Consider the following 17687-nt stretch of genomic DNA (forward strand, 5'->3'; position numbering starts at 1 on the left):
GGAGCGCGGATCAGGCCGGGGAGTCGTCGGGGTCGAGCGTCTTGAGGGTGTCCTCTTCGACGGCGTTGTCGGCGTCGAGCTGCTGCTCTGTCGCCTCGTCGCCGCCGGTGGGGTCGTCCTGCTCGGGGGTGGAGGATGCATCGCTCATGGCCGCGACGGTACGCGCGGCGAGCGGCGGCATCCGACCCCTTGACATCACTGCGCACCGGGGTGGTGGGGGAGTCGGGGCCCGGACTTCCCCCGAAGCCACCGGGCCCCGAGCCGACGAGTCGAAGCCTGACCCGCCGGTTCCCCCGCACGCCAATCTATGGGGCCGCCGCCGGGTGCAACGGCGTGCCCCGGAGGTCGTCCGGGGCGTCCGTCCGGGGAAGTGCCTGGCTGCGCCGGGCCGAGAGGGGCGGGCGCCGCTGAGTGCACAGGTCGGATCGCCGCGCGGCTTTCATCCGAATGAGTGACTAATTGGCGGCCGCTGCACCGGTCGGCCACGCGCGGCGTCGATCCGTGACAGGCTCGATGGGCCTACGAACCCGGAAAGCAGCCCTCCGATGACCCTCTCGACGCGCCACGATCCGTCTGCGCCGGCCTCGGTGCGGGCGCCTCTCGTCCTGCTCGGGACAACGCGGGCATCGCTCGTGTTCGTCATCACCGTCTTCGTCGCGACGGTCATCCAGGTGCTCGCGACCCCCACCATCGCGCTGTGGGAAGCCCCCGACCTGGAATGGCCGCTGCCGACGTCCATACCGGTGACCTACGGCCTCCTGATCGCCGGGTGCGCTCTGCAGGCGGTATCGCTCACGATGTTCTCGCGCCGGCCGGGCACGACCGTCACGGTCGTCGTCGCCCTGCACCTCGCGCTCGCGGCGGGTCTCGGCGTGCCGACGTGGGTCGTGGGGATGCACATCGTCATCGCCGGTGCGCTCTTCCTCGTCGCCACCCGCGTCTCGACGGCACGCGTGGCCGCGTTGTGCTCAGCCGTCGTGGTCGTGGAGTCGGCGGTGCTGCTCTGGTTCGCGCTCGGCTCGGGCGAATCGGTCACGGTCGGGATCGGCTGGGTCGCCGCGCACGTCGTCTCCCTCGCCGCGCCTGCCGTCGCGGGCACGGCCCTGGGCGTCTGGTGGGCGACGAAGACCCGCCGGATGCAGCAGGCCCGCGAGGAGGCGGAGCTCGCGACCCAGGAGCACGCGGAGCGTGTGGCCGCGGCGCAGGAGCGGGAGCGGGCTCGCATCGCGCAGGAGCTGCACGACGTCGCCGGGCAGCACCTCGCCGGGCTCATCACCCTGACCGACGCCGCCCTGAGTGTCGCGCCGACCCATGCGGACGAGGCGCTCGCGCTGCTCCGGGACGTCCGCGACGAGGGCCGGTTCGCTGCCGCGGGTCTGGCCGGGGCGCTTGCCGACCTGCGTGCGGGCGGTGTGGCCCCGTCCGGCACGACGCGGGACGTGCGCAGACTCGCCGAGCTCGTCGAGTTCTGGCGCGAACGGGGTGCGAGCGTCGAGGCCACGATCCGCGGTGACGTCGACTCGCTGCCCGCCGTGGTCTCGACCACCGCTTTCCGGTGCGTGCAGGAGGCCCTGACGAACGCGGCCAAGCATGCTCCTCGGGCTCCCGTCCGCATCGAGATCATCCGCGACACGAGGCGCCTCAGCGGGACGGTCGCGAACGCGGCGCCGGATGCCCTCGAGCAGCGGCGTGCGGTCGGCCTGGGATGGGGTCTGAGCGGCATGCGCGAGCGCGTCGAGATCCTCGGCGGGACGTTCACGGCCGGAGCGGATGCCGGCGGTGGCTGGACGCTCGGATTCGAGATCCCCGTCGCCTCGACCGGGACGGAGCGACCGTGAGCGAGGTCAGGACTCCCATCCGAGTGCTCATCGCGGACGACAACCGCTCGGTCCGCAAGGGGCTGCGCCTCCAGTTGGAGGCGGCCGGCGGCATCCGTGTCGTCGGGGAGGTCGCGAACGGTGTGGATGCGGTGCGAGTGGCGCGCACAGAGGCGGTGGACGTCGTGCTGATGGACATGCAGATGCCGGGGCTGAACGGCGCGGATGCGACACGGGAGCTGCTGCAGGACGGCGGCCCTGCTCCGGCGGTGATCGTGATGACGAGCTTCGCCGTAGACGGGTACATCACCGACGCGATCGACGCCGGCGCCGTCGGGTACCTGTTGAAGAGCTACGACGCGGACCAGCTCGTCGGCGCCGTCTTCGCCGCCGCGCGCGGTGAGGCCGTCGTGTCCACTCGCGCGATCACCCCGGTGCTGCGCGAGTTCGTCCGCCGCCGCGGACCGAAGCCCGACCTCGACGTGCTCGGGTCCCTCAGCCCCGCGGAGCGGCGGGTCGTCGCGATGCTCGCGTCGGGGGTCACCGCGAACGAGGCGATCGCGGCCGCGCTGCACGTCTCGGTCCACACCGTCCGGACGCAGCTCCAGTCGGCGCTGCGCAAGACCGGCCTCGCGGACCGGACGCAGCTCGCGCTCTGGGGTGCCCGCCACCGCCTCGACGAGGAGGCGGCCCGCCCCGTCTCGTGACCGGTGGGCCGCCTCAGACGGCGCGGAACGACCCCGGGTCGAGGTGCACGCGGCGGGGCTGCCCGTCGGCGTCGATCGTGACGGATCGCGCACGGCGGTCGAGGTTCGCGGCGAGGATCGTGGTCTTCGACCCGCGCCGGCCGAGCGCCCACACGAGTCCATCCGGGCTCTCCCCCCACAGCAGCTCGCCGCCCGTCTCGGCGGCCAGCGCACGGACGGCCGCCGCGACCGGCAGGTCGCCGCCGTCGGACGAGCGGATGCCGCGAGGCCCCCACTCCTCGAAGTAGGCGAGCGATGCGACCCCGGGCACGGCGAGAGCCGCGGCGCTCGCGACGGTCCAGGCGGCGAGTTCGGGCGCGCTCTGCCGCTCGTCGGGGGCTCCGGTCAGGTGCGCTCCGTACCCCTCGGACAGGTCGGTCGCAGGCGAGGCCGGTGCGGGTCGCGTCGCGACGTTGTTGAACCGCGGCCGCAGCGATACCGGGCCGACGTGCACGGGCAGAGAACCCGCCGACGCGACGGTCTGCAACGCGATGAGCCGCTGCATCGCGACCGACTCGACGAGCTGGTCGGTGCCGGTCGCGTGGAACAGCGGGGTGACGGTCGTCGCCATGCCGTCGAGGTCGGTCGGCAGGCGGTGGCGCTCCCGATTCAGTTCGGTGAAGTGCGACCGAGAGCCGCCGATCACCGGCGCGGTCACACCGACACGGTCGAGGGCGGCGCGCAGCGCGGCGATGGTCGTGGCATCCGACACGTGGGCCGCGTCACCGGATGCGGCGAAGGCGCCCACCCGTCGAATGTCGAGCTCTCGCAGGGCGGCGGCTGCGGCATCACGTTCTGCGGTGTGCTCGATCCCGACGAACCGGACGTCCACGGGTGCGCCCGACGCCGCCGCGCGGGCGAGGGCAGCCCGCCAGGACGGTGCGCGCAGGTCGAGCTCGACGAGGACGCCGGCTGCGAGGGGCTCGATCACTGGGGCGGGATCGGGTGCCGTCGCCGCCCCGAGGACGATCTCGGGGAACGCACCCCCGGGTCGGAGGGTGATGGTGTCGGATGCCGGCGGTGCGGGCGCGAGCTCGCCGGCGACGGACACCGTGACGGACTGCCGCACCCGCTCGCCCCTGCTCATGCGGTACGGGAACGGCAGGTCGAGCGGACGGCTGTAGGTCTTGAACGAGGCGTCCGTCCAGTTGCGCTGGTCCTCCATCTCGAACACGTCGCCCTCGAAGGCGAGGTCGAGCGTCGCGCCGTCGATCGGCCAGGTCAGGCCCACGATGTCGCGCACCGGCTGGTGCGGACTGATCTTGCGAGGGAACGCACCTCGTGTGAGGGCGCCGTTCGGATGCCGCACCTCGACCGTCGTCCCGGCGAGGGCGGGCGGGTGCAGGACGACGAGACCGGTCCGGTTCGTCGCGAACTCCGCCGCCGATTCCAGGTCGAGCAGGACGCGCAGCTGCGACGGACGCGCCTCGACCCGCACGACGCCCGCGAACGCAGATCCGAGGCCGACCGAGCGCACGTGCAGCATCAGGGACTCGTCCCGCGCGTGCACCCGGTCCACGACGAGGTCCGCCGTCTCCCAGTCGGCATCGCGGACGACGGCGCGGATGCTGCGCAGCACCACCCGGCCGTCGACGGCGATGTCGGCGAACTCGTCCCCGCGCAGCTCGAGCGACCAGCGGCCGCTGCGCCACTGCATCCCCTCGGTCCACCAGGTCATGACGGGTCCCGCGTCAGAGCGAGGTCATTCCGCCGTCGACCTGGAAGGTCGCCCCGGTCGCGAACGAGCCGTCGTCGCTCGCGAGGTAGACCATGATCCCGGCGACGTCGTCCGGCGTCCCGGCGCGCCCGATCGGGATGCGGCCGACGATCGCGGCACGCGACGCGGGGTCCTCGCTGATCGCCGAGACGAGCGGCGTCTCGGTGTAGGCGGGCTGCACCGTGTTCACCCGAATGCCGCGGTCGGCGTAGGCGGCGGCGACGGTGCGCGACAGTCCGTGCACACCGGCCTTGGAGGCGCTGTAAGCGGTGAAGTCCTTGCCCTCGCCGTTGACGGCCGTCGGGCTGCCGGTCAGGATGATCGATCCGCCGCCGAGGGTGAGCATCGTGCGCACGGCGTACTTCACGGTGAGGAACGCTCCGGTCAGGTTGACGTCGATCGTGCGGCGCCAGACCTCGAGGTCGAGGTCGGCGGCGGGGGCGTCCTGTCCGAAGAGTTGGATGCCGGCGTTGGCCACCACCACGTTCGGTGCCCACCCGGCATCCGTCGCCGCGGCGAAGCCGGCTTGGACCGATCTCTCATCGGAGATGTCCATCGTCACCGCCATGGCGGCGTCGCCGATGCGGGCTGCGGCGGCCTGCGCGCCCTCGCCGTTGCGATCGGCGAGGATCACGCGGGCGCCTTCGCGGGCGAAGCGTTCGGCGACGGCCGCCCCGATGCCGAGCGCGGCTCCGGTGACGAGCGCGGTCTTGCCGGCGAGTCGTGTCATGTCGGTCATCTCCGGATCAGCGCTCGATGTGGTCGAGGTGCAGCATGCGCGCGAGGTTCTTGTCGAGCTCGTCGTCGCGGAAGATCTTCTTCCAGTCCTCCTTGATGATGCTCTCGCGACCGTAGTCCATCGCGATCAGGCACGCGTCGCTGAACGGGTTGTCGCCGCGCAGGCCGTTCGCGAGCGCCACCTGGGTGTGCCCGTAGAGGATGCTGCGGGCCGCCGCCTCGGGCACGCCCATCGTGTGGATCGCCTCGTGCAACGCCTCGTTGAGGAGCGACCCGATCATGCAGGCGACCGTCTCGACCAGGGTCGGCTCGAGCTGGGCGAGCTGCTTCACGGTGACGAAGTGGACGTCGATGACCGGGGCGTAGATCGCACGCACCGTCTCTTCGACGATGCGGGCGTGCTCCGGGTCCTCGGACTCGACGGCGGCGATCGCGTCCTGGGGCGCGGCGATGCCGCCGAAGGTGTCGGCCCACTCCTCCTTCGTCGTGCGCTCGAGGAACACCGACGGGTGGCACGGGTGCGCGACCGCCTGGACGACGTCCTCGCGGGTGGTCAGCAGCCCCGCGTAAGCCGCGGCAGGGTCGAGTGTGAGAACGATGGCGCCGGGCCTCAGCTGGGGGACCAGTTCGGCCGTCACCGCGCCGAGGGCAAGGTCCGGCACGGCGAGCACGACGATGTCGGCGTCCGCGACCGCGACGGCGGCATCGGTCAGCTCGCGTCCGGCGGCGATCGTCCGCTCCCGTCCGGCGGGCGAGTTCTCGACGTACCGGACGACGTGGTCGGTCTTCACGAGGTTGTCGGACACGCGCATGCCCATCTTCCCTCCGGCGCCGATGACGGCGATGGTGTGGCTCATTCGAAGCTCCTCAGGTGGCTCAGGGTGGCGCGGGTCCAGTCCCGCTCGGTGCGGACGGTGGTCTCGGGGTCGCCCTGCCAGGGCAGCCAGTGCTCGACGATCTCGTTGATCCCCCGCTCGCGAGGGCGGACGGCGTCGAGGAGATGGCGGTAGTCGTGAAGGCCTTCGCCCATCCGGGCGCCGGAGTAGCTGAAGCCGACCCACCCCGGCTGTCGTGCGAAGGCGAAGTCCTTCGCGTGCACGTTCACGACCACCTCGGCGGCCTCCTCGACGCAGTGGCGCGGCGGCTCCAGCCGGGCGACGACGTTGGCGGGGTCCAGGCAGATCCCGACGTTCGGGCTCTCCGCCTGGTGCACCAGTCGGACGAGGTCGGCCGTCGCGATCTGCTCGTACGTCTCGAGGGCGAGAGTCACGCCCGCCGCCTCGAAGGCGGGGAGGACGCCGCCCAGCAGCGCGCCCGCCTCGGCGAGCGACGGTCGGGAGTCGGGCGCGAACACCATGCTCCGCACCAGGCGGGCGCCGAAGATGTCGGCCAGCGAGAGGAACCGCTGCAGATGCGCGGTCTCGATGCCCTTCGTTCCGAGCTCGATCGTGAGGCCCAGCTCGCGGGCGGCGCGGGCGGCATCCGCGATCTCACGGTCGGTCATCTCGGTCAGCGGTGCATAGTCGCAGATCTGGAAGAGGCCGACCCCGAGCTCGCGCGTCGCCTCGAACGCGCCGATGAGGCTGAGCGGTTCGGGGACGCGATCGGAGTGCTGCCAGACGAAGGCGTAGGTGCCGAGCCCGATCACGGCGCGCTCCGGGCGAGGGCGTACGCCTCGTCGAGCACGTCGCCGAACGCCGCCGGGTCGTGGGCGAAACGACCGAGGAAGAGGCCGTCCACCGCACGGCCGAGCCCGGCCAGCAGGCCCGGTCCGGCCGAGCCGCCGTAGATGACGCGCGAGCCGGCCCGCTTCGGGTCCGCGGCGAGGACGTCGCGGAGGGCACCGGTGACGGCCGAGATGTGGTCGATCGGCGCAGGCGAGGGGGCGCCGATGGCCCAGACGGGTTCGTAGGCGACGACGACCGGACCCGCGGGAGCGCCCGCCAGGCTGCGTCCCAGCTGGGCGACGGTCGCCGAGGCGGCACCGTCGGCATCCGCTCGTTCGTCCTCGCCGAGGCAGAGCACGGGGGTCACCCCGTGCCGGAGCGCGGCGGCGGACTTGGCGGCGACGTCAGCATCGGACTCGCCGAAGAGCCGGCGGCGTTCGGCATGACCGATCTCGGCGTACGTCGCGCCGGACTCGGCGACCTCAGTCGCGGTCACCTCACCCGTGTACGCACCGGGCTCGAACGCCGAGACGTCCTGCACGCCGAGGCGCACGCGGGTGCCGGCGAAGGCGCCCGCGGCGTCCTCGAGCTGAAGGTATGTGGGGATGACGAACGCCTCGACGGCGCCGGAGCGCACGCCGTCGTGCGCGCGCAGCACTGCGGCCGCGCCCGCGAACCAGATGCGCGCCTGGCGGCGACCGAAGTACGCCTTCAGACTCACCCCCACCAGGACCGGCTGCATCAGCAGGATCCTGTGGTCTCGTACTCGTCGATGACGGCCACCTTCGATGCCGACGCCGACGACGGGTCGAAGCGGTAGGTCAGCCATTCGCGCACGAGACGGCGGGCGAGCTCGATGCCGACGACGCGCTGACCCATCGTCAGGACCTGGGCGTCGTTGGAGAGCACGCCGCGCTCGACGGAGAACGAGTCGTGCGCGGTCACGGCACGGATGCCGGCGACCTTGTTCGCGGCGATCGCGACGCCGAGGCCGGTGCCGCAGATCAGTAGGGCCCGGTCGGCCTCGCCGCGGGCGACGCGCTCGGCCGCTTCGATCGCGACCCTCGGGTACGCGGTGTGGCCGTCGGCATCCACTCCGACGTCGAGCACCGAGACCACGCCGTCGTTCTGCTCGAGGTCGCGCTTCAGGATCTCCTTGTAGTCGTAACCGGCGTCGTCGCTGCCGATGACGAGGCGCAGGGGTGCGGTCATGTCAGATCCTCTCGGGGGAGTCGGGCGTCGCCGTCCGGCTGATGACGGGGGCCGCGGCGAGGGTGTCGCCGACGGCGGTGACGATGAGGGCGAAGGAGTGCGCGCCGGCATCGACGGTGCCGACGGCGTGCTCACCGTGCGTGCGGGCGCGGCCCTTGCGGGGGAGCAGGTCCGCGGTTGCGGCCGCTGCGGTGGTCGCTGCGGCGGCAGCGGTGCGCCAGGCATCCGCCAGGCGGGCACCCGACGCCACCTCGCGCGTCAGTGTCTCGGTGAACGGGAGCAGTGCGTCGACCATGGTCTTGTCGCCGACCTCCGCTTTGCCGTGCGCGACGACGGCGCCGACCCCGGCGGCGACCCCGTCGGCGATGCGTGTCGCGTCGGGGCGCCCGGCATCGCCGAGGCGGTTCGCGAGCTCGGTGAGGAGGAGGCCCCAGAGCGCGCCCGAGGTGCCCCCCGCCCGGTCAGACCACGCGTCGGCCGCGCGGGTGAGCGTCGTCGCCGCGCCGGCGCCCGCCGCGGCGGCCTGTCGTGCGGCGCGGACGGCCGCGCGCGAGCCGCGCTGCATCCCGATCCCGTGGTCGCCGTCGCCCGCGACGGCGTCGATCCGGCCGAGGTCGTCGACGTTCTCGTCGATCGTCGTCGCGACGGTGTCCAGCGCGGCCACGACGGTAGAGGCGAGCAGGAGGGATGCCGCATCCCCGGCGACCTCATCGGCGGCGACGGACGCGTCGGCGTGCGCGGCATCCCGTCGTTCGGCCTTCGGGACGGCACCGCGACGGTACGCGGGGGTGTCCACCGGGGTCTCCCACAGCTCGGCGAGCTCGTCGTCGAGCCAGAACAGGGTCAGGGAGGTTCCCGCCATGTCGAAGCTGGTGCAGTACTCGCCCACGTGGGGGTCGACGATCTCGAGCCCGGCGCCTTCGAGGAGTGCGGCGACGCGGCGGTAGACGACGAAGAGCTCTTCGTACTTCAGCGAGCCGAGTCCGTTGAGCAGCGGCACGATCCGGCCGTCGGCACCGTCCGGCCGCTCATCCAGCAGTCGCTCGACGAGCATCTCGGCGAGGCCGTCGGCAGTGGGGATGTCGGTCTCGTCGATGCCGGGTTCGCCGTGGATGCCGAGACCGACCGCCATGCGCCCGTCGGGTACCGAGAAGAGCGGCGCCTGGGCTCCGGGCAGCGTGCACCCCGTGAAGGCGACGCCGAAGGAGCGGGTGCGCTCATTCGCGAGCCGGGCGACCCGGGCGACATCGGTGAGGGGGTACCCGGCAGCGGCCGCGGCGGCCGCCGTGCGGAAGACCGTCAGGTCGCCCGCGATCCCGCGCCGGCGCGCGCGCTCGCCGGGTCCGGCGCTGGCGATGTCGTCGGTCACGACGACGGTCTCGCAGCCGATGCCTTCTGCGCGCAGGCGTTCCTGCGCGGCGTCGAAGTTGAGCACGTCACCGGCGTAGTTGCCGTAGCTCAGCAGCACCCCGCCGCCGGTGTGGGCTGCGCGCGCGACAGCATGGACCTGTTGCGTCGACGGCGAGGCGAAGAGATTCCCCATCGCGGCTCCGTGGGCGAGGCCCGGTCCGACGAGTCCCCCGAAAGCGGGGTAATGCCCGGATCCGCCGCCGATCACCACGGCGACCTGACCCTCCGGCACGCGGGTGCTCCGGACGACGCCGCCGGTGACGCGCTCGACGTAGCGACCGTTAGCGGCGACGAAGCCATCGATCATCTCGTCGGCGAAATCGGCCGGGTCGTTCCACAGGCGCGTCATCGCGTGCTGCTCCTCGGGTCAGTGTGTCCTGCTCGACATTGTGCACAACCGGTTGACCAATTGCAAGCGCACTGGACTCGCCTCCTCCCGTATGTTGGGGCCGTGCCCGCTTACCCTTCCGACCGTTCCGCCGAGATAACAGCGGCCCTCGGCGCGCTCCCCTCGGGAACCCCTGTCTCGGAGGTCGCCCGCCGCCTGATGGACCTCTTCACGAGCGGCGAGATCGAGCCCGGGACGCGCCTGCCGCCCGAGCGGCAGCTCTCGCTCACCCTGGGTGTCGGCCGGTCCGCGGTGCGCGAAGCGCTCGCTGCGCTCGAGATCCTCGGGATCGTCGACGTGCGCCCCGGGTCGGGCACCTACCTGCGCGGAACGGCGAGCGACCTGCTGCCGCAGACACTGCGCTGGGGGCTGTTGATCGGACAGCGGAGCACCGACGACCTGCTCGACGTCCGCTCGGGCCTGGAGATCTACTGCGCCCGCCTCGCTGCCTCGCGCGCCGACGTCGGCGATATCGCCCGGCTGGCGGACTCCCTCACGCGCATGCGCTCGGCCGAGACCGACCTGACGGCTTTCGCCCGAGCGGATGCCGCGTTCCACGACGCGCTCGCCCGCGCAGCCGGCAATGACGCCCTCATCGACCTGCTGCATGTCGTGCGCTCGCTCCTCCAGGTCTATGCCGACCGCGCGGTGCACGACGCCGAGGCCGCGCGTCTCGCGATCGCCGAGCACGACGCCGTGTTCCGGGCGGTCGAAGCGAGGGACGAGGATGTCGCGGCATCCGCGATGGCCGTCCACATGACGACGGCGGCCGCACGCCTGGCCGGGGCATCGCGCGACTGAAGGTCACCGTTGCAAAACCACTGAACGTTATTTAGTCTTTCGACGTCGGGGCCGAACCGCGCCTCGCCCGCCACGACGACGTCGCAGGAGACCGCAGTGTCCGCATCCTTTTCCACCGCCCCCGACGGCACGCGCTACCGCGACCTGAACCGGAACGGCGTGATGGACCCCTACGAGGATCCGCGCCTCCCGATCGCGGAGCGTGTCGCCGACCTCGTGTCGCGGCTCTCGCTCGAGGAGAAGGCGGGGCTCATGATCCAGACGATCGTCCCGACGACGACCGACGGCGAGGTCGACGGGCCGTCGACGATGCCGGGACGGGCCTCGGCGCGCGAGTTCATCGAGGGAATGCACGTCACCCACCTCAACATCCATCAGATCCCGGATCCGCGGGCGATGGCCCGCTGGGTGAACGGGCTGCAGCACGTGGCCGCGGCGTCGGGCCACGGCATCCCGGTCACGATCTCGACCGACCCGCGTCACTCGTTCACCGAGAACGTCGGCGCCTCGTTCACGGCCGGGCACCTCTCGGCCTGGCCCGAGCCCCTCGGACTCGGTGCGCTCGCCGACCCGGGCTTCGTGCGGGAGTTCGCCGACATCGCACGGCGCGAGTACCTGGCCGTCGGCATCCGCTCGGCCCTGCACCCGATGCTCGACGTCGCCACCGAGCCGCGGTGGCCGCGTCAGTACGGCACGTTCGGACAGGACGCCGAGCTCGTCGGGCGCCTCGGGGTCGCCTACGTCGACGGCTTCGAGGGCGACCGGCTGACGGCGGCGAGCGTCGCGTGCATGGCCAAGCACTTCCCCGGCGGAGGCCCCGAGAAGGACGGCGAGGACCCGCACTTCCCGTACGGCACCGACCAGGTGTACCCCGGCGGCATGTTCGAGTACCACCTCGAGCCGTTCCGCCGCGTGATCGACCGCGGTGTCTCGGCGATCATGCCCTCCTACGGGATCCCGCGCGGTGTCGTGCTCGACGGCGAGCCGGTCGAGGAGGTCGCCTTCGGCTTCAACCACCAGATCATCACCGGGCTGCTGCGCGAGAAGCTGGGCTTCACCGGCGTCGTCTGCACCGACTGGGGACTCATCACCGAGTCGCGCCTCATGGGCAAGGTGCTGCCGCCGCGGTCGTGGGGTGTCGAGCACCTCAGCGAGATCGAGCGGGTGCGGAAGGCCCTCGACGCGGGTGTCGACCAGTTCGGCGGCGAGGACGACCCGGCGCTCGTGATCGAGCTCGTGCGCTCGGGAGCCGTCCCGGAGTCGCGTCTGGACGTCTCCGTCGCGCGGCTGCTGACCGTCAAGTTCGAGCTCGGCCTGTTCGACGACCCGTTCGTCGACGAGGATGCCGCGGGCGAGATCGTCGGCAGTGCTGAGTTTCGCGCGGCTGGGGACCGGGCCCAGTCCCGCTCGGCCGTGATCCTGCCCGGTGGGGCGGGGGACGCGGCATCCGTCCTGCCGCTGCGGCCCGGGACGGCGGTGTACGCGCCCGAGATCTCGGACGATGCGATCCGCTCAGCGGGGTTGGTGCCGGCGGCGGATGCCGAGGGTGCCGACGTGAGTGTCTTGCGGCTGCAGCCGCCCTTCGACCCGCGCGACGAGTACATGCTCGAGGCGCACTTCCACGCGGGGTCGCTCGCGTTCGACCAGAGCGTCGTCACACGCGTCGTGGACGTCGCCGAGACGGCCCCGACCGTCGTGGCGATCCACCTCGAGCGCCCCGCGCTGCTCGCCCCGGTGGCGGAGCACGCCCACGCCGTCGTCGCGACGTTCGGTGCGTCGGAAGAAGCCCTGCTCGACGTGCTCACCGGCCGGGTGCGCGCCGAGGGTCGGCTGCCGTTCGAGATCCCGCGCGACGAGGCAGCCGTCCTCGCCGGCCGGTCGGATGTCCCCGGCGGTACCGCCGACCCGGTGTACGAGGCGGGCACCCCTTCCCTCGTGGTGACAACGGATGCGTGAGCGGCGCAATTCGGCGCAGGGGCGCGAGAGCCGCGAGCTGATCCTGCAGACGGCGCTCGAGGTCATCGGGCGGCGTGGCTACGGTTCGACCTCGTTGCGCGACATCGCCGCCGAGGTCGGGATGACGCAGGCCGGCATGCTCCACCACTTCGGCACGAAGGAGAGCCTGCTCGTCGAGGTGCTCCGAGAACGCGACGCCGCGACGCGTGAAGCGCTCGCCGAGCAGGACGGCGACGAGCCGCCGTCGGTGCGCGTCGCGCGGCGCAACGCCGAGACCCCCGCGCTCGTTCACCTGTATGCGAGTCTGCAGGCGGCGGCATCCGCTCCGGACCATCCCGCGCATGCCTTCTTCGAGGAGCGTCAGCGGAGCGTGCACGCGGTCGTCGCGGCCGACATCCGGTCACGACAGGATGCCGGCGAGATGCCCCCCGGCATCGACGCCGACACGGCTGCGACGGTGCTCCTCGCCCTCTCGGACGGTCTGCAGCTGCAGCAGGGCGTCGATCCCTCGATCGACATCGCCGGTGTCCTCGCGTGGACGTGGGAACGGCTCGCCGGCGCGTACTGAGCCGAGCTGAGTCAGGCGGGCCGGGTACCGGGCGTCGGAGAACTCCCGTCGATATTGCGCGGGCCCGGCCGAAAGCTCGAGGGCCGTGTCTACTCCACCCGTGTCACCCGGATCGCCATGAACTGACGACCCGGCAGCTCGACGCGCACCTGACCGCGGTACGTCCCCGGCAGCTCGTCGATCGTGGTGTTCCAGGTGTCGATGACCTCGACGCGCCAGTCGCCCTCGTCGAGGATGACGTTGCGGAACCGCGGCCGGTTGAACCCGAAGTAGGCGACCTTGAGGCGTCCGGCGACGCCGCCCCAGGGAACATCCCAGTCGCTCGGCAGCGGATCCCACACCCCGTCCGGTGCCTGCGACTGCAGGTGCTCGAGGAAGCCGATCCGCGAGGGGGACGAGCCGTGGAGCGCGCCGCCCTTCGACCACCACAGCACCTCGTCGTCGTCGCCGACGGATGCCGCGCCCCCGAGGGCCGACGGGTAGTAGGTCTCGCCGTGGCCGACGTAGCCGCCGCGGACGGCGCCCTCCCAGAACCGGCGAACCATCTCCTCGCCAGTGATGTTGCCCCAGCCCTGGTCGATGTCGCCCTCGTAGGCGCACTCGTCGATGACGACGGGCTTTCCCCACTCCTCGCGCCACTGATCGGTGTTCTCCGCGGTGCGGTAGACGTCGACCCGCTGGATGCTGACGTGGGTGATCCACGGCTTCGCGTAGTCGTATACGGGTCGGCAGTTGTGGATCGAGTTGAGGTGACCGAAGGCATCCTCCTCGCCGACGATCGCCGCGAGACGCTCCCAGTCGTCGAGGTCCTTCGACCACAGCAGGTCGTACTCGTTCGCCATCGACCACCACACGTTCGCGAAGCCCGACATTCGCCGCACGACGTAGCGCACGTACCGCTCGTCGACGGCGGGGCCCAGGTCGGCGAATCCCCAGCGGTCGTAGGCGTGGAAGAGGATGAGGTCGGCCTGGATGCCGAGGGCCGCCAACTCGCCGATCCGCTGCTCCAGTCGCCGGAAGTGCGCCGGGTCGAACCGGGTGTGGTCGAAACCGTCGGCGAGGCTGCCGACGAAGGGGAAGTCGGCCGGCTCGTTCGCGTTGTAGAGGTACGACTTCGGGAAGACGCACATGCGGAGCTTCGCGAACGGAGCCTCGGCGAGCGTCTCGAGGGTCTTCTCCTGCAGTTCCTCCGGCTGGTGGGTCCAGGCGTATGCCGTCGTGCCGATCGGGCGGTGCCGCGTGCCGTCGGCATGCCGGAAGTGGAACCCGTCGACCCGCACGGGACCGTGCGAGCCGTCGCGTGCGCCGACGACCTCGACCGACCCGGTGATGCCATCGAGTGACCGCGCGGTGGACCGCGTCTCGAAGGTCCAGGTGCCGACGGTGTCGGCCAATGCGCGGACGACGTAGACGCCGTCGCCGTCGTAGAAGCCGCCGACCCGGATCTCGTCATCGCCGCGGCGGAAGAGCGCGTCGAGCTCGACGTCGACGAACGGGTTGCCGTGCGACGGCCCGGCCAAGCGCAGCTCGAGCGGATCCCACAGCGGTGTCGGCTCCGGAAGCGTCAGGGTCGCCGACGCCCGCGCGACGTCGTCGCCCTCGTACGCGGGGTCGGGGGCGATCGACGGCGCGTACGGCGGGCGCCCGGCGCCGGACCCCACGGCGGCGAGCGCGGCGAAGAACTGCTCGCGCACCTCGAGGTCCTCGAGGGCGGGGACGATGGCGACGAGCTGCCCGAGGCGGCCGCCGCGGAATTGCGTCGCCATGGGCGAGGCGGCCACCCCCGGCAGGTACCGCTCGAGGATCGCGCGGGCGTCGGGATCGTCGAGGGCCTCGCCGAAGGTGCTGGCGCGGTCGAACATGGTGTCTCCTCGGAGGGTCAGGCGGATGCCGTCGCCCGCCGGATCGCGTCGTCCACGGACGCGAGCAGGTCGGGCGGGGTGAACATGAGCGCGGTCGTGACGGGACGCCCCGCGCCCCAACGGGTCTCGGAGCGGATCGCCTGCGCGCGATCCGTATCGACTGCCGCGATCGTGTCGATGAGCGCGGCGTACGCGCGCGGGTCGTCGATGACGTCGGCGAGCGACGCGTGCAGGCCGTCGAGCGGTGGACGTGCCGGGGTCGCCGGTGCGGGGAAGCGCCACTCGTGGCTGCCCGAACCCACCTCGTCCGGGGCGCCGGGGATGACGACCTCGGCGCGCGTGTTGGCGGGCACGATCGCGCTCACGACGATCTCGTCACCGTCCCGGCGCCACGAGACCGCCGCCTCGCCGTACGGGGTGAGGTGGCGCGCAGAAGCGGACGACAGGCTGTCGAGCGGCTGCGGCGCGATCCGCAGCCGCCGGTATCCGGGCGCGGCGGGCGCGAGCCCGGCGACCGTCCGGTGCAGCCAGTCGGCGACGGCGCCGAGCGCATAGTGATTGAACGAGGTCATCTCGCCCGGGTTGACGCTGCCGTCCGGCAGCAGCGAATCCCACCGCTCCCAGACGGTCGTCGCCCCCTGGGTCACGGGGTACAGCCACGAGGGGCACTCGGTCTGCGTGAGCAGGCGTTCGGCCGCGTCGAGATGACCTCCGCGGGTGAGGGCGTCGGCGACGAGGGGCGTGCCGACGAAGCCGGTCCCGATCCGGTATCCGCCCTCGCGCACGAGGCTTGCGAGGCGGTCGGCGAGCGCCGCGCGCACGACGCCATCGGTCACGAGGTCGAACTCCAGCGCAAGCGCGTACGCGGTGGGAGCGTCGCTCATCATGCGCCCGGCGGGCGTGACGTACTCGTCGACGAACGCACGTCTGCTGCGCTCGGCGAGGGTGCCGTAGTGCGCGGCATCCGTCTCCAGTCCGAGCAGGTTCGCTGCGTCGGCGACCTGGCGCAGCGACCGCGCGTAGTACGCCGAGGCGACGATGTCGCTGTCGACCTTCGCCTGTCCCGGCTTGTCGGGCGGCGCCGACGGGTCGAGCCAGTCACCCAGCTGCATGCGGCCCGCCCAGAGCCCGCCTTCGCCGGCGTCGCGCCCCACGGCATCCACCCACGCGCGCATGCTCTCGTACTGTGCCGCGAGGACGTCGCGGTCGCCGAAGCGCTCGTGCAGCACCGTCGGCACGACGGTCGCCGCGTCTCCCCAGGCGGCCGGGGAAGCGCCGCCTCCGGTGAATCCGCCGAGGGCGGACGGCACGACCACGGGCACCGATCCGTCGTTCCGGGCCTGCTCGTGCGCGAGGTCGCGCAGCCAGGAGGTGAGGAAGCCGGCGCTGTCGTAGAGGAAGGATGCCGTCGGCGCGAACACCTGCAGGTCGCCCGTCCAGCCGAGGCGCTCATCCCGCTGGGGGCAGTCGGTCGGGATCGAGAGGAAGTTGCCGCGCATGCCCCACACGACGTTCTCGTGCAGCCGGTCGATGAGCGGATCGGATGCCGCGAACCACCCGGTCCGCGTCATGTCGGTGTGCAGGACGACGGCCTCGACGTCGGCCGGGTCGACCTCGGCGCCCGTGATCTGCGCGTACCGGAAGCCGTAGAAGCTGAAGCGCGACTCGAGCACGTCGTCACCCCCGGAGAGCTCGAAGGTGGCGGTCGCCGCGGCGTTGCGCAGAGGACGGAGCGCGAGCTCGCCGTCCTCGAGCACTTCGGCGTGACGGATCGTCACCGTCGCGCCGGCCTCGCCGCGCACCCGCACCCGCAGCCGTCCGACGAGATTCTGTCCGACGTCGAGGATCGTTGCCCCCGAGGGGGTTGCGATCGTGTCGACGATGGGGAGCGTCTCGATCCTCCGCACGGGCGGCGCGATGCGTCCCTCGGGAACGGGGACATCCTCGTAACCGGGCTTCGCAGCGGCGCCCACACGGACGGGGGAGAACCCCGCGACCTCGCGACCCAGGTCCTGGTGCTCGCCGGCGTAGATGCCGCTGTCGACGATCGGTCCGTCGGCGGCCGCCTCCCACCCCTCGCCGGTGGCCGCCACGGTCGTCGTCGTGCCGTCGTCGAACGTCACCCGAAGCTGTGCCAGGAACGAGGGCTGCGTTCCGTAGAGCCGGTCGGTGAAGGCGAAGAAGCCGTACTTCTCGGTGTACCAGGCGCCGGCCAGCGTCGCCGACAGGACGTTCTCGCCCTCGTGGAGCAGTGCCGTGACATCGACGGTCTCGTGCACGAGCCGGTCGCGATACGCCGTCCACCCCGGTGCGAGGACGTCGTCCGACACGGCGGCGCCGTTCACCTCGGGTTCCGCGACACCCAGCGCCGTCCAGAACAGCAGTGCGCGGGTCACCGGTCGTCCCAGCCGGAAGCGGGTGCGGACCACCGTCGGCTGGGCTTCGCGGAACGGATCGGCCAGCCCGACCGGCTGCGCCACCCATTCGCCGGGGTCGAGGAAGCCGGCGGCGATGGTGAGCGGCTCCGACCAGGTCGTCCACGTGCCGGATGCCGCCTGTGCGCGCACGCGCACGTCGCGCTGCTCGCCGGCGGCGAGAGGAGCGAACGGCCACGAGACCAGCGCACTGTCCTCACCCGCGAGCTCGATCGTGTCGGCGCCGTCATCGAGTTCGGCCACGACCTGTACCCAGTCGGGCTCGCCGGTGTCGACGGTCCAGCTCAGCCGAGGGGTGGGCGTCGCGACGAACGCGGTGTCGTCGCGTAATTCGGCGCGGAACGTGGCGATGCGGGATGCAGGGATCACA

15 protein-coding genes are annotated in these 17687 nt (G+C 72.1%); 5 read left to right on the top strand and 10 right to left on the bottom strand.

Features of this window, described 5'->3' with window-relative positions:
- Positions 1-10: 10 nt before the first annotated feature.
- The gene (locus tag M3190_RS11510) at positions 11-148 is read right to left on the bottom strand and encodes a hypothetical protein (protein ID WP_251581668.1); all 138 of its coding nucleotides are present in this window, start codon (positions 146-148) and stop codon (positions 11-13) included.
- 397 nt (positions 149-545) lie between these two features.
- Between M3190_RS11510 and M3190_RS11515 the strand changes: the two genes are divergently transcribed.
- Both M3190_RS11515 and M3190_RS11520 read left to right on the top strand, forming a co-directional pair.
- On the top strand, positions 546-1838 hold the full coding sequence (locus M3190_RS11515) for a sensor histidine kinase (protein ID WP_251581670.1): 1293 nt from the start codon (positions 546-548) through the stop codon (positions 1836-1838).
- Positions 1835-2524, top strand: a complete 690-nt coding sequence (locus M3190_RS11520; protein WP_251581672.1) for a response regulator transcription factor — start codon at positions 1835-1837, stop codon at positions 2522-2524. The genes M3190_RS11515 and M3190_RS11520 overlap by 4 nt, the downstream gene beginning before the upstream one ends.
- Before the next feature lie 13 nt (positions 2525-2537).
- On the opposite strand, the gene M3190_RS11525 is transcribed toward M3190_RS11520, so the two are convergent.
- From M3190_RS11525 to M3190_RS11555, 7 genes are read right to left on the bottom strand one after another with little or no spacing between them, the layout of a single operon-like run.
- The gene (locus M3190_RS11525; RefSeq protein ID WP_251581674.1) at positions 2538-4241 is read right to left on the bottom strand and encodes a hypothetical protein; all 1704 of its coding nucleotides are present in this window, start codon (positions 4239-4241) and stop codon (positions 2538-2540) included.
- 13 nt (positions 4242-4254) lie between these two features.
- Entirely contained in the window at positions 4255-5010 is a 756-nt protein-coding gene (locus M3190_RS11530; RefSeq protein ID WP_251581676.1) for an SDR family NAD(P)-dependent oxidoreductase, read from the bottom strand.
- A 16-nt stretch (positions 5011-5026) separates the two neighbouring features.
- A complete protein-coding gene (locus M3190_RS11535) occupies positions 5027-5875 on the bottom strand; it encodes a phosphogluconate dehydrogenase C-terminal domain-containing protein (protein ID WP_251581678.1) in 849 nt (282 codons plus the stop codon).
- Positions 5872-6666, bottom strand: a complete 795-nt coding sequence (locus M3190_RS11540) for a sugar phosphate isomerase/epimerase family protein (RefSeq protein ID WP_251581680.1) — start codon at positions 6664-6666, stop codon at positions 5872-5874. Before M3190_RS11540 ends, M3190_RS11535 begins: the two co-directional genes overlap by 4 nt.
- The gene (locus tag M3190_RS11545) at positions 6663-7427 is read right to left on the bottom strand and encodes a triose-phosphate isomerase family protein (protein ID WP_251581682.1); all 765 of its coding nucleotides are present in this window, start codon (positions 7425-7427) and stop codon (positions 6663-6665) included. Before M3190_RS11545 ends, M3190_RS11540 begins: the two co-directional genes overlap by 4 nt.
- Positions 7427-7897 (bottom strand): ribose-5-phosphate isomerase, encoded by a 471-nt coding sequence (locus M3190_RS11550; protein ID WP_251581690.1) that lies wholly within the window; start codon positions 7895-7897, stop codon positions 7427-7429. Before M3190_RS11550 ends, M3190_RS11545 begins: the two co-directional genes overlap by 1 nt.
- A 1-nt stretch (position 7898) precedes the next feature.
- Complete coding sequence (locus tag M3190_RS11555; RefSeq protein ID WP_251581692.1) at positions 7899-9656, bottom strand: dihydroxyacetone kinase family protein; 1758 nt, start codon at positions 9654-9656, stop codon at positions 7899-7901.
- A 102-nt stretch (positions 9657-9758) separates the two neighbouring features.
- On the opposite strand from M3190_RS11555, the gene M3190_RS11560 reads away from it, so the two are divergent.
- The 3 genes from M3190_RS11560 (at position 9759) to M3190_RS11570 (ending at position 13020) form a co-directional block, all read left to right on the top strand.
- A complete protein-coding gene (locus M3190_RS11560; protein WP_251581694.1) occupies positions 9759-10496 on the top strand; it encodes a FadR/GntR family transcriptional regulator in 738 nt (245 codons plus the stop codon).
- Between the two features lie 96 nt (positions 10497-10592).
- A complete protein-coding gene (locus tag M3190_RS11565) occupies positions 10593-12452 on the top strand; it encodes a glycoside hydrolase family 3 protein (protein ID WP_251581701.1) in 1860 nt (619 codons plus the stop codon).
- Complete coding sequence (locus M3190_RS11570; protein WP_251581703.1) at positions 12445-13020, top strand: TetR/AcrR family transcriptional regulator; 576 nt, start codon at positions 12445-12447, stop codon at positions 13018-13020. Before M3190_RS11565 ends, M3190_RS11570 begins: the two co-directional genes overlap by 8 nt.
- An 89-nt stretch (positions 13021-13109) precedes the next feature.
- On the opposite strand, the gene M3190_RS11575 is transcribed toward M3190_RS11570, so the two are convergent.
- Together M3190_RS11575 and M3190_RS11580 are read right to left on the bottom strand one after the other, a co-directional pair.
- Positions 13110-14882 (bottom strand): DUF5605 domain-containing protein, encoded by a 1773-nt coding sequence (locus tag M3190_RS11575; RefSeq protein ID WP_251581704.1) that lies wholly within the window; start codon positions 14880-14882, stop codon positions 13110-13112.
- Positions 14883-14899: 17 nt separating this feature from the next.
- The gene (locus M3190_RS11580; protein WP_251581705.1) at positions 14900-17686 is read right to left on the bottom strand and encodes a family 78 glycoside hydrolase catalytic domain; all 2787 of its coding nucleotides are present in this window, start codon (positions 17684-17686) and stop codon (positions 14900-14902) included.
- Position 17687: the final 1 nt, after the last annotated feature.

The sequence above is a fragment of the Microbacterium oleivorans genome (assembly GCF_023715745.1).
Classification (GTDB): domain Bacteria; phylum Actinomycetota; class Actinomycetes; order Actinomycetales; family Microbacteriaceae; genus Microbacterium; species Microbacterium oleivorans_D.